This is a genomic window from Arthrobacter sp. 05L44 (assembly GCF_056397605.1).
Genome location: NZ_JBFTNS010000001.1, coordinates 195,063 through 207,766 on the forward strand (window position 1 = coordinate 195,063; position 12,704 = coordinate 207,766).

General features: G+C 67.8%; 10 protein-coding genes. 1 reads left to right on the forward strand and 9 read right to left on the reverse strand.

Going from position 1 to position 12,704, the window contains the following annotated elements; genetic code table 11:
* The first annotated feature begins 14 nt into the window (after positions 1 to 14).
* Positions 15 to 2,378 (forward strand): GH25 family lysozyme, encoded by a 2,364-nt coding sequence (locus tag AC1DHY_RS00925; RefSeq protein WP_476903029.1) that lies wholly within the window; start codon positions 15 to 17, stop codon positions 2,376 to 2,378.
* A 117-nt stretch (positions 2,379 to 2,495) separates the two neighbouring features.
* Here AC1DHY_RS00925 and AC1DHY_RS00930 read toward each other — a convergent pair whose 3' ends face one another.
* The 9 genes from AC1DHY_RS00930 to AC1DHY_RS00970 form a co-directional block, all read right to left on the reverse strand.
* Positions 2,496 to 3,752 (reverse strand): glycosyltransferase family protein, encoded by a 1,257-nt coding sequence (locus tag AC1DHY_RS00930; protein ID WP_476878893.1) that lies wholly within the window; start codon positions 3,750 to 3,752, stop codon positions 2,496 to 2,498.
* Positions 3,753 to 3,863: 111 nt separating this feature from the next.
* Entirely contained in the window at positions 3,864 to 5,075 is a 1,212-nt protein-coding gene (locus AC1DHY_RS00935) for an acyltransferase family protein (RefSeq protein ID WP_476878892.1), read from the reverse strand.
* Positions 5,068 to 6,519, reverse strand: coding sequence for a lipopolysaccharide biosynthesis protein (locus AC1DHY_RS00940; RefSeq protein WP_476878891.1), 1,452 nt, complete (start codon positions 6,517 to 6,519; stop codon positions 5,068 to 5,070). The genes AC1DHY_RS00935 and AC1DHY_RS00940 overlap by 8 nt, the downstream gene beginning before the upstream one ends.
* A complete protein-coding gene (locus AC1DHY_RS00945; RefSeq protein WP_476903030.1) occupies positions 6,512 to 7,663 on the reverse strand; it encodes an aminotransferase class I/II-fold pyridoxal phosphate-dependent enzyme in 1,152 nt (383 codons plus the stop codon). The genes AC1DHY_RS00940 and AC1DHY_RS00945 overlap by 8 nt, the downstream gene beginning before the upstream one ends.
* A 22-nt stretch (positions 7,664 to 7,685) precedes the next feature.
* Positions 7,686 to 8,693 (reverse strand): SDR family NAD(P)-dependent oxidoreductase, encoded by a 1,008-nt coding sequence (locus tag AC1DHY_RS00950; protein ID WP_476878889.1) that lies wholly within the window; start codon positions 8,691 to 8,693, stop codon positions 7,686 to 7,688.
* Positions 8,694 to 8,698: 5 nt separating this feature from the next.
* Positions 8,699 to 9,754 (reverse strand): sugar phosphate nucleotidyltransferase, encoded by a 1,056-nt coding sequence (locus AC1DHY_RS00955; protein ID WP_476878888.1) that lies wholly within the window; start codon positions 9,752 to 9,754, stop codon positions 8,699 to 8,701.
* A 4-nt stretch (positions 9,755 to 9,758) separates the two neighbouring features.
* The gene (gene neuC, locus AC1DHY_RS00960) at positions 9,759 to 10,919 is read right to left on the reverse strand and encodes a UDP-N-acetylglucosamine 2-epimerase (protein WP_476903031.1); all 1,161 of its coding nucleotides are present in this window, start codon (positions 10,917 to 10,919) and stop codon (positions 9,759 to 9,761) included.
* Position 10,920: 1 nt separating this feature from the next.
* Positions 10,921 to 11,973, reverse strand: a complete 1,053-nt coding sequence (locus AC1DHY_RS00965; RefSeq protein WP_476903032.1) for an N-acetylneuraminate synthase family protein — start codon at positions 11,971 to 11,973, stop codon at positions 10,921 to 10,923.
* Positions 11,970 to 12,692 carry an LbetaH domain-containing protein gene (locus AC1DHY_RS00970; RefSeq protein WP_476878885.1) on the reverse strand — a complete coding sequence of 241 codons (723 nt, stop codon included), beginning with the start codon at positions 12,690 to 12,692 and terminating at the stop codon, positions 11,970 to 11,972. The genes AC1DHY_RS00965 and AC1DHY_RS00970 overlap by 4 nt, the downstream gene beginning before the upstream one ends.
* Positions 12,693 to 12,704: the final 12 nt, after the last annotated feature.

A 12,704-nucleotide genomic window follows, 5' to 3' on the forward strand; every position in this document is an offset into this window, starting at 1 on the left:
TCGGAGGCGCATTGTTGGCCGTCTCCCTGATGGCGGGACCCGGCCTGGTAGCCCCCGCTGTTGCGGACCCTGCGGCAGCGCCCGCGGCGACGCCAGCTCCGGCGCCGACGGGAGCGGCCGCCGCAACGGCCTCGAGCCCGGCACCTGCGCCCTCCCCGGCTGCCGCCACCGCGCCGCCGTCGTCGCCGGCACCCGCGCCGTCGTCGCCGGCACCCGCGCCGTCGTCGCCGTCGCCTGCTGCGTCGGCGACCGCCGCCCCGGCGACCGTCGACCGCTCCACGGAGGCCTACCGCGCCGCCATGACCGCGGCCACCCGCTCGGGCGGAGCGGAAATGGGCGAGGCTGGCCGCGCCGGGACCACAGCCGGCGGCGGGAAAGCCTCCGCCCAGGCGCTGGCCACCGAAGGCACCTGGACGCCGTCGTTCGGCATCAAGGGCATGGATGTCAGCCCCCACCAGCCCTCGGTCAACTGGCAGCAGCAGTGGAACCTGGGCGCACGCTTCACCTACATCAAGGCAACCGAGGGCAACTACTACACGAGCCCCATCTTCGGCACCCAGTACAGCGGGTCCCGGGCCGTCGGCATGATCCGGGGGGCGTACCACTTCGCGAACCCGGCAGCCTCCTCCGGGGCGGACCAGGCCCGGTTCTTCGTGCGCAACGGTGGCGGCTGGTCCAACGACGGCTACACCATGCCGCCGGTCCTAGACTTCGAGGGCAACCCCTACGCGGGCCAGACCATCAACGGCTACTACCAGGGCAACGCCTGCTATGACATGTCCAAAGCGGCGTTGACGGCCTGGGCCAAGGACTTCAGCAACACCATGAAGGCCCTGACCGGCCGGGTGCCCGTGATCTACACCGGCAACTACTGGTGGAAGGACTGCGTCGGGAACCCGTTGGGCTTCAGCGACAACCCGCTGTGGCTGGCCTCCTACCCGATCTCCGCGTCGAACGACGCCGGTCCCATCCCTGCCAGCTGGAGCACCTACAGCATCTGGCAGTTCAGCAGCACGGGACCCTTCGCCGGGGACTCCAACGTCTGGAACGGCTCAATGGCCCAGCTTCAGGCCTTCGCCCGGGGCACCGTGGGCTCCAACGGCGCCATCGACGCCAAGTGGCAGGCCACCGGCGGCGCCTCGGGGCCCCTGGGCGCTCCCACCACCACCGCCGAGATCTGCGGGCTGTACGGCAACGGCTGCTACCGGTCCTACGCCAAGGGCAACATCTACTGGAGCTCGGCCACGGGCGCGTATCCGGTCACCGGGGCGTACTGGACCGCCTGGGGCCAGGCCGGGTGGCAGCCGGGAATCGGCTACGCCACCAGCGACGCGACGTGCCCCACAACCACCACCACCTGCCACCAGACCTTCCAGACCGCAAACGCGTACAACACCCCCGGCGTGGGCACGTTTGTGGTCAAGAACTCCTACATGGCCGCATGGAAGGCCGCCGGGTGGCAGGACGGCATCGGATACCCCAAGTCGATGGAAACCTGCGGGCTCGCCGGCGGCGGCTGCTACCAGGAGTTCACGCGCGGCAACATCTACTGGTCCGCCGCCACCGGCGCCCACGCGGTGACCGGCGACTTCTGGGCCGCGTGGGGACGGGCCGGCTGGCAGACGACAATCGGGTACCCCACCAACGACGTCACCTGCGGGCTCTACGGCGGCGGCTGCTACCAGGCCTTCAGCAACGGCAACATCTACCAGTCCTCGGCCACCGGGGCGCATGCCGTCACCGGAGCCTACTGGAACGGCTGGAAGGAAGTCGGCTTCCAGCCGGCCATCGGCTACCCCACGAATGAGACCACGTGCGGGCTGTACGGCGGCGGCTGCTACCAGTCGTTCTCCGGCGGCACCATCTACTGGAGTTCCGCCACCGGAGCGCACGCCGTGATCGGCGACTACTGGAAGGCCTGGCAGCGCGCCGGATTCCAGCCGGCAATCGGCTACCCCACCGGAACCGTGACCTGCGGCCTCTACGGCGGAGGCTGCTACCAGCCGTTCGCCAAAGGCAACATCTACTGGAGCGCCGCTACCGGCGCCAACGCCGTGACAGGCGCCTACTGGACCGGCTGGGGCGAAGCGGGCTGGCAGCGCGGGATCGGCTACCCCACCGGCTCGGTCAGCTGCGGCCTGTACGGCGGGGGCTGCTACCAGCCCTTCAGCGGCGGCAACCTCTACTGGACCGCGGCCACCGGCGCCCACGCCGTCAACGACCCGTACATGAACGCCTGGCGCCTGGCCGGCTGGCAGATGGGCAAACTCGGCTACCCCCAGCAGGCGGCGATTTCGTACGGCGGATACAAGACCGTCCGGTTCCAGGGCGGGACCATGACGTGGACCGCCGCCGGCGTCAAGGTGGCCTACTTCTAGGACCACCGTCCGCAGCAACAGCAATGGCCGGCCGGGAGTCACCAGACTCCCGCCGGCCATTGCCGTCCAGGGCCCGACGGCGGCTAGCCGGCGGTTTTGTGTAGGGCCCGACGGCGGCTAGCCGGCGGTTTCGCTGCTGGCGAGGTCCTGCCGGGCGCGCTTCCGGAGCCTGAGACGGACCACCACGGACCGGGCGGCGAGTCCCACGCCAAGGGCAACGCCCACCCACAGGCTGGAGCCAAGGCGCTCCGCCTGGGTGTAGACCGGGTGTCCGACGACGCTCAGGACTCCATACAGGGACAGCGCCACTGCCGCCCACCCGGCCGGAGGCAGGATCTTCTCCCGCATGGCGCGCACGTACCCCCACACGCCGGCGGCGAAGACCAGCAGGTAGGCGGCGTTGGCCGGCAACGCAGCCAGGAACCGCCACAGGAAGTCCAGTTCCAGGACCATCAGCTGGTTGAAAGGATCATCGACGGGCGGCTTGCGGAAGTGGTCCGTGAAGGTGTCCTGCAGGCTCTCGTTGAGGCCCGGGAAGCCAAAGGCCGCGTTGACGCCCAGGGAGGCCACCAGCAGCACCGTGGCAAGGACAATCCCCAACCGGATCTGGCTGTAGCGGCGGTAGGTGCGGAAGACCAGCAGCCCCACACAGAGGAGCAGGAAGCTCACGCAGAGCAGCACGGCAGAAGAATATTTGAAGAAGAACACCAGGCCCAGTCCGAGGACCAGCAGTATGGTGCCGCGGGCGCGTGACCCGCGCAGCACATGGGCCAGGCCGATGGCCATCACCAGCGCGGACGCCAGGGTGGGTCCTTCCGCGAGCATGGCAACTCCATGCGGGATGCTGGCGGGCAGGGCGTAGAAGGCCGCCTGGACCAGCAGCGCGGGCCGCAGGTTCAGCCCGGCCAGGCGCGCCAGCCGGGCCATGAGCAGTCCGGCGATGGCGGTCCCCGCGATCGCAACAATCCACATACCCTGGGGGTCCCCGAAGAGCCGCATCAACGGGATCGACAGGAGCGGGAAGCCCACCCGCGGGGAGAAAATCGCCTGATATTCGGGGTTCCGGTCAACCCAGCCGATGACCGGGCCGCGGCCGGCCACCGTCTTGGTGATGCAGTTCTCCAGCGTGCCCTTGTACTGCACCGACGGGTTCTTGCAGTATTCGGAGAAGGCATGCAGCCACGCCTGGTCCGTGGGAATGCCCTGTAACTGGTCGGCGATCCGGATGTACTGCACCGTGTCGCCCCACACCACCCCGGGGCCCATCAGGGTGGCAACGACGATGAACAGCACAGCGAGCCCGGCGTGCGCCGAGACTCTTTGCAGCCGGAATTTCCACACGCTGGCGCGGTCGGTAACGATGATGATCCCCAAACAACTAGCAGCCCCATTAAGATCCGGGCGATGGCAAATCACCCAGGTGAATAATACCTAGGTTGAAGACGCCTCGATGCTGATTGCCGTCTTGTTACCGCCGGCCGAGGGCTAGCGCAGGATGCGGGCTTTGAGGAACTTGCCTACCTTGTGGAAATGCCGCTCGACGAGCAGGAAGTAGCCGTACGCCAGGACGTTGCTGACCACCAGCGCCAGCGGAATCAGCTGCCAGGCACTGAGGTGGGTGTGCAGGACGCTCCACAGGTACGTGATGACCGAGAAGTGGATCAGGTACAGCGAGTAGCTGAAGCTGGACAGGAACACACTGAGCCGGTTGAACCACTGGCTGCCGGCCCACCGCCAGCCGGGCTGCGCTGCCGCTGACGCCTCTGCCGGCACCACTGCGTCCGCGGCCTGGGCCGTGACGGGTTTCTTACGTCCGGACTGCCAGAAATACAGGTGGCAGAAGGCAACTGATGCGGTGCCGATGCAGCTGGCCGCATGCAGGTTCTGGTCGCCGTAGTAGAGGGCGGCCAGGAACCCCGCCGTCGCCGTCAGCGCGATCAGTGCATGGAACACACCAGGCAGCTTCCGGAGATGCGTGGCGGCCAGGGCATAGAGCATTCCGATGATCCAGGCGAGGGACTCGTACCCGCCCTTCGCCATGTAGCCGAGGGGCACGGCGATGGCGAACACCAGCAACGCGATGCTGCCAACGCCCGGCTTCAACCGGCGGATGGCGATAAAGGCGAGCAGCCCGAACGCGACGTAGATCCACCACTCGGCCACCACTGACCACAGCGGCGCAGCCGACCCGACCGGGTCCACGCTGAGCCACGGCATGTGCAGCCGGGGCGCCAGTTCCGCCAGGATCGGGTGGTTGAAGAGGAGCAGGAAGTTTCCRGCGATCGTCTGCGGGTTGAGGATGACCCGGATGAACGGCAGCTTGGTGGAGCCGTGGAAGAAGAGGAAGTCGAAGACGGTGATCAGCAGGACGGCCGGGAGCAGCGGGTAGACAACCCGGGCGATCCGGTCGATGAGGTATGACCCGAAAGTGAACGACGGCTGGGATTTTTTCTTCAACAGTGCGCTGGTGATGAGGAAGCCGGACAGCACGAAGAAGATGATGACGGCGAAGGACTGCATGTAGAAGACCCTCTGCCCGGGCACCATAAAGATGCCCGGCACGAAGATGTTCAGGGCATGGCCCAGCACAACGGCCTGCGCCGAAATACCGCGGGCGAAGTCGAAGAAGATAATGGGACCGGCGGGCTTGGCCGACGGCGCTCCGGTACGGTCGATGACCGGCGTTGCATCAGTCAAGTACTTGTCCCCTTCCGCTCTGGGGTGCTGTGGCGGCGCGGCGGGCACGGAGGCGCCAGATGATGGCGGCTGCGGCGAGGGCCACACCGACGACGGCGACAGTGAGCACGCCTGTCAGGATATCGCGGGGCAGGGCCAGGAGGACAGCCACGTAGGCCAGGGCGGCCACACAGGCGGCTGCGTATACCTTCGGCGCCCATCCCCCGGCGGCCCGCCGTCGTGCGACCACAAAGTAGGCACAGCCCAGCAGGAAGAAGGTCAGGACCGATGCCGCGGCCATCCCGACGAGGTCCCCGTGCATGGCCGGCCACAGCGCCAGCAGGACGCCGATGCCGAGCACGGACGGGGTGACCACCGACAGCCACCAGGTGGCGTTGTCGGCGAAGAGAAGGGTTGAGGCGTTGAGGTAGAGGACGTAGCCCAGCCCGATCAGGGGCATGATCTGGGCCACGGGGATCAGGCTTTCCTTGCCGCCGGCCATCACGTGCGTGACGAGGTTGGCTCCGGCGGCGGCGACGACGATGATCGCCAGCACGGCCAGGCTCGCCGTCGTCATGGTCGACCGCATTTTGGCGACGCGGGCATCCCCGCGGACGGACATCAGCGCGGGAACCCAGGCGTTGTTCAGGGCGCCGAGGAGGGTCACCGTTCCGAGGATGAAGATCTGGACTTTGCCGTAGTCACCGGAGACGCCGTTGGCGGCGGTGGCGGCCAGCAGGAACGCCGCGCCCTGGGTCAGCAGCATCAGTGCACCGGTGTGGGGAAGAACGGGCAGCCCGATCGCCAGCGCTTCCTTGACCGCGCCCCGGTGCGCGAACGGCGACGCCGGCCTGGCGACACCGACGGAGAGCACGGCGCTGAGGAGCACCAGCAGGCCGTAGCCCGCCATGAAGATTTCCGGTTCCGCGCCAAACACCAGCATGGCCACCAGGCCGCCGATGTACGCGGCCATCGATGAGCACAGGCTCAGGACGACGAACATAATGGCCCGGCCCTGCGCTCGCAGGATGGCCTGCGCGGCCAGCACCGCCGACTGCAGTCCCATCGCCACCAGCGCCAGCACGAAGCTCACGGAGTGGCCTGGCCCGGCCGCGACCCAGTAGATGGCCGCGGCCACGGAGCCAAGGAGTATTCCCCCGAGGGTCAGCAGCCCGCTGATGGAGCGGGCCTTCACCGGCCCGTCGGGATCGAACCAGGCCTTGGTGATGGCCAGCGGCAGACCGGCCGCGGCCAAGACCACACCAACCTGGATCACCGAGACGGAGAGGAACAGTTCCTGCCACTTGGTGTCGCTGTTCAGGACGTGGAGCGCGAAAGGCTGGACGAGGAAAACGCCTAGGCCCTGCATCAGGGCCCCGGCCAGGTAGAGAACCGAGTTGCGTCCCGTCCGGGAAGCCGGCTCGGCTGCCCCGGTGCGGTCGGCGCCGCCGGTTACGTTATCCACCGTTGAGCTGAAGCCATTCGTGGACCCGGTCAATCACGCGCTTCTGGTCAGCTTCCGTGAGGTCGGTCGAGCACGGCAGGGACAGTCCCCGCGCGAAGAGATCCTCGCCGACGGTCCCGCCGACCAGCGGTTCGTTCTTCAGCGGCGGCTGCATGTGCAGGGGCCGCCACAGGGACCGGGATTCGATCCCGGCCTCTGCCAGGAAGTCCTGGAGCTCGTCCCGGGCACCCGGGCCGCGTTCGGCGGGCACCTGGATGGAGTAGAGCCAGTAGGTGGACTCCTGCCCGGGCAGGGTGGGAGGCGTCTGGATGGCGGTGCCGGCGAAGGCGTCGTTGTAACGCTTCGCGACGGCGCGCTTGGCGGCCACGAAGTCGTCGAGGCGTTCGAGCTGGGCGACGCCGAGGGCGGCAGCGATGTTGGTCAGCCGATAGTTGAAGCCGATCTCATCGTGCAGGTACCCGCGGTCCGGCATACGCGCCTGGGTGGAGAGGTGCTTGGCGCGGCGGGCCAATTCCTCGTCGTCGGTGGTGAACATTCCGCCGCCGCCGGTGGTCATGATCTTGTTCCCGTTGAAGGAGAACGCGCCCATGTCGCCGACGGTTCCGACGTGACGGCCTGCCAGCGGCCCGGACGTCCAGGTCGCCCCGAGCGCCTCGGCCGCATCCTCGATCACGATGATGCCGTACTCGCGGGCGAGCTCCACGACGGCGGCGACGTCGGCCGGCTGGCCGAGGATGTGGACGATCTCGATGGCCTTGGGCAGCTTCTCCCCCGCGGCCTTCCGGCGTTCCATTTCCTTGCGCAGCAGGTCGACGTCCATGCACCATGATTCGGCGTCGGAGTCGACTAGGAGCAGTTCAGCGAACTGGTAGGACGCGGCGTTGGAGCTGGCCATAAAGGTGAAGTCCGAGACCGCCACCATGTCCCCCGGCTGGATGTCGGCCAGCCGCATGGCGATGTGCAGCGCGGCCGTGCCCGAGGCGCAGGCGACGGCGTACTTGGCGCCGACGTATTCGGCGAAGCGGGTTTCGAACTCGCTCACGAACCGCCCCACGGAGGAGACGAAACCTGAGCTGATGGCCTCGTTCATCAGCTCGGCCTCGCGGGCGCCGATGTTCGGGATGGCTAGGGGGACTCGCGTCACGGTGTGCCTTTCTGGCGGATGTTTAGCGGGCGTACTTCGCGGCTGCGGACGCGTCAACGCCGCGGGCCTGGATCCACTCGGCGGTCTGGCGGAGGCCTTCCTCGAGGCTGACCTGGGGAGCCCAGCCGAGTTCGGCGAGAGCCTGCGACGGGTCCGAGAGCAGGCGCATGACTTCGCTGGCCTCGGGACGGACGCGCTCGTCCTGGGTGATGATTTCCGCCGTCGAGCCGGTGACCTTGGCGGACATTTCCACGAGTTCACCGATGGTGACGTCGTGGCCGGTGCCGAGCTGGATGACCTGGCCCTGCAGCGGGATGTCCGCCGTCGCGGCCTTGAAGAAGCCGTCCGCGGTGTCGGTAACGAACGTGAAGTCGCGGCGCGGGGTCAGCGAGCCGAGGTGAATCTTTTCGGCGCCGCCGACCATCTGCTGGAGCACGGTGGGGATGACGGCGCGGGCCGACTGGCGGGGTCCGTAGGTGTTGAACGGGCGCAGGACCATCACCGGCGTCTCGAAGGAGCTGGCCCAGGCCTCGCACAGCTTGTCGGCGGCGATCTTCGTGGCGCTGTACGGCGACTGGCCGCGGAGTTCGTTCTCGATGGTGATCGGCACGGTCTTGGGGGTGCCGTAGACCTCGGACGTGGAGGTGTTGACCAGGCGGCCGACGCCGTGCCGGCGGACGCCCTCGAGGACGTTCAGGGTTCCGACGACGTTCGTCTCCACGTAGGAGCGGGGCGCCTGGTAGGAGTACGGGATGGCGATCAGGGCGGCGAGGTGGAGGACGACGTCGGAGCCCTTGACCAGGTCGGAGACGAACTCGGCGTCACGGATGTCGCCGAGCTGGAGGTCGACGGCGTCGCGCTCGGCCGGGCTCAGGTCATCCAGCCAGCCGTAGGAGCCGTTGGAGTTGTAGACGCAGAGGGCGCGGACGTTCGCTCCCTCGGCGATGAGGCGCTGGGTGACGTGGCTGCCGATGAAGCCATCGGCGCCGGTAACGACCACTGTCTTGCCTTTAATGTCCTGGTAGTTCACGGCTATCACTGGCCTTTCGCTGTTGCTAGGTCTTTGGGGGTTCCGACATCAATCCAGTCGGACTCAATGGGCCATGCGGCCACGTTTTTGGTGTCGTCGATGCATGCCTTGACGAGGTCGGGCATGGAGAACGGTTTCATGTAGGGCACCATCGCCAGGGCCTCCGGGGAGACGGCGTAAATGCCGGTGCTGATTTCGAATTCGATGGTCGGCTTTTCCACCACGGCACTGATAGACCGTCCCTCGCCGATTTCCAGCACCCCGAAGGGAACCTGGTGGGTGTAGGGGCGGGCCGCGACGGTGACAGCCGCGTCCTTGGAGGAGTGGAAGGCCAGCAGGTCCGCCGCGGAGTACCGGACCATCAGGTCGGCGTTGGTCACGATGACCGGCTCGGAGATATCCGGGACCTCGTGGTGGAGCAGTCCGAGGGCGCCTGCGGTGTTCAATGGAGTCGCCGGGTCCTCGTAGAGGTAGCTGATTTTGCAGCCAAGCTGGGAGCCGTCGCCGAGGTGGTCTTTGATCTTCTCCGCCAAGTACGCGACGGACACGTAGATGTTGGTGATGCCGGACTCGACCAGGCCGAGGATGATCCACTCGATGATGGTGCGGTCCGCGACGGTCATCAGCGGCTTCGGGGTGTCCTTGGTCAGGGCACCGAGCCGGGTGCCCTTGCCGCCGGCCATGATCACGGCGATGTTGCTGAGCGGCTTGCGCCCAACGATGTCGTTCAGGGTGTGCAGCCCGACGAGCGTTCCCGCTGCGTCCACGACCGGCACCTCGCTGATCCGCAGGCTGCGCATCAGGTCCAGCACCGAGGCGCGGGTGGCTTCGGGCCGGACCACGTGCGGTTCCACGTTGGCGAAGGTCAGTGCCGGGGAATCGAGCTGGGCGCCGCTGAGCAGGCCGCGGCGGATGTCCCCGTCCGTGATAACACCGCGAAGGAGGCCGTCGTCGGTGACCAGCGCGATGGCAGAAGCGCCGCGGTCGATTGCTTCCAGCGCCTGGCGCACGGTGGCGCCCGGGCCGACGCAGACGTTACTCAACGGTCCCTCAATGGTCATAGATTCAACTCTCCAGCGGTAAGTCAACAAAAGCCTTGGTCAGGCCCGTGGCAGGGCTCCCCACAATCACGCGTTCGATTGGCTCGGCGGAGTGGGAATCCCCGTACGGGTTGACCACGCTACGGCACATCAGGTGGAACTGCGCGCTCAAAGCCTTCTCAATACTAGCGTGGATCTCGTTTCGATCATCCCGGCACTGCAGTACGTTGGCCCCGTACTCGCGCCCGCGCTGCCGGTCGCCGACGTTCACCACGGGCACGTGGAAGGACGCCGCTTCGAGGATTCCCGAGGAGGAATTCCCCACCAGCGCCCGCACCGTGGCCATGACGCGGGGGTAGAGCGGGCCAAGGCTTTCGCGGATGATCACACCCGGAAGGTTGCGGTCCCGGATCTCCCCGAGGACGGCAATGATGTCTTCCCGGCCGGCGTCGAACCCGGGGTAGGTCAGGATCGCAGTGCCCGCCTGGCTGAGCGTTTCGTCGAAGACGGTGCGGGCCAGCTCGCCGGCGTTGGTGGCCATCTCCGCGGTGGGGGGATGGTAGGTGGCCATCACCAGCGGCTGAACGAGCGGGACCCCGAACTCGGCCTCGAATTCTTCCTCGCTCAGTGGAACGGGGTGGGCGAAGCGGTCCAGCCCGGGCGCCCCGGTCTGGTGGATCCGCTCGGCGGACTCACCCAGTTGGGCGACCCGCCGGGCCGCCTGGGCGGTGCTGACGCAATGCTGGTCAGCCAGTTTGGTCACCGCGTGCCGGACCCGCTCGTCGAGGGCCCCTTCGGTGACCTCGCCGCCGTGCAGGTGGATGAGCCGGATGCCGTTGATCACCACGGGCGGCAGGACGTAGAGCAGTTCCCACCGGTCCCCCAGGACCACAAACGCGTCCGGACGCACCGCGGCGAGCAGCTCCGCCATGCCCGCGGACAGCGCGGCACCGGTCAGCGCCTGGCGTTCGGCGGACGGGTCCGCCAGGTACAGCCCCAGTTCGTGGTGCTCGAACGACTCCGGCGCCAGCCCCGCTTCGGTGAGCCGGTCCAGCGCCGTGCCGTCGGGGAACCCGATGGCAGTTGCCACGTGCAGGCCTACAGCGCTATCGGCAGCCAGGGCTACCAGCACCGGGCCCAGCGGAAAAAGATCCGCCCGGGTTCCGGCGAAAGCAAGAACCTTCATCTCAGGAGAGGTCCGCAGCCGTCACGGCGGAGCCTGCAGCCACGGCGCGCGCCGCCTGCTGGCCGACCACCAGGGCAGCCGGAGACAGGCCGCCTTCGGGGCGCAGGATCGCGACGTCGTCGGCCGTGATGACAGCCCCCGCGGGGATATCGCGGACAGCGTGGAAGGAACGGCGCACCAGGGCGGCGTTGGCTTCCTCGCTGGGCATCCGGCGCTTGTTGCCGTCGCCCAGGGCCAGGTGCGCCTCGCGGACGAAGCGCACGTAGTCGGCGAACTCAGCCCGCTCGAGGGACGCGGCGTGATCCGGGCCGTTCCGGGTCTTGTCGGTGGTGATGTGCTTTTCCAGCAAGGTGGAGCCGAGCGCCGTGGCGGCAATAGCCGTCACCGACCCCGGGGTGTGGTCCGACCAGCCGACCTCGACGCCGAATTCCTGGCGCAGCGCCGGGATAGCCCGAAGGTTGGCTTCTTCCAGCGGGGCCGGGTAGGCGGAGACGCAGTGCAGCAGCACCGTGGCCGGGGCCTTGGCCGTCGCTTCGAGGGCGGCGGCGATTTCCTCGCGGGTGCCCATGCCGGTGGAGACAATCATCGGGATGCCGAACTCGGCGATCGCGGCGAGGTACGGGGTATTGGTGAGCTCTCCGGAGCCGATCTTTAGCCCGGGGACGCCCAGTTCGGCGAGCATCAGGGCGCTGTCGTAGTCGAAGGGCGTCGAGAGGAACGTGATGCCGCGCTCGCTGCTGTGGTCCCGCAGTTCCGCCCACGCGGACTCCGGCAGGGTGAGTCGGTTCAGCATTTCGGACTGTGATTCCGAGAAACCTGCAGCCTTCTGGTACGGGGTGGTGTCCGCCGACCCGGTGACCAGGGCCTCGGGCTTGAAGGTCTGGAACTTGACCGCGTTCGCACCCGTGTCGGCAGCCAGGTCGATGAGTTCGTGGGCCACGGCCACGTCGCCGTCGTGGTTTACGCCGGCCTCGGCGATGATGAAGATTTCTTCGGAAGGGCCGATGCGGTGGCTGCCAAAAGTTACGGAAGTGGAAATCGGGTCATGAGTCAATTGGCTGGACCTTTCGTAGATACAAGTGGCTGTGCGGGCACTCCCACATATGTTGTCATACCGGCCAGCGGCCGGGTCGCCACGGCCCCGGCCCCCAGGACCGCGAAATCACCGACGGCGATGCCCGGCAGGATGCGGCCTCCCGAGCCCACGAACACCTGGGTTCCGGTGACGGCAGCCCCCAGGAGGACCGCTCCCGGGGCGATGTGCGAACCGGCCCCGACGACGGCCTCGTGCTCGACGACGGCACTCGTGTTGATCACGGCGGCGTCGCCGACGCGGGCCAGCGGGCCAACGTGGGCGTGCTCGCAGACCTGGCTGAGGGCGCCCAGGACGGCGGTTCTGTCCACGGTGGCGCTGCCGGCGACCAGCGGTACGGCCAGCGCCGCAAACCGCGGCTCGGCAAGGATGGCGTCGGCGATTTTGGACCGGATTGCGTTCTCGCCTATCCCGATCGCGATCGCCAAGGACTCCCGCGCCGCGTACTCGAGCGCTTCACCGTCGTCCGCGAAACAGGCAGGCGCTGCGCCGTCGCGGCCGGTGAAGGCGGCGAGGCCCGGCCCTGGCGCGGCGCCGGCGGCGTCCGGGGCCCCGAAGGCGCGGTCACTGAGGGCGGCTACCCGCTCGCCGCGTCCCCGGATGATGGAGGCCAGGCTCCGTCCATGGCCTGAGGCGCCGATGATGAGCCATGCCGTTTCCTTCGGGAATTGCCCATCCATTTATAGTCGCAG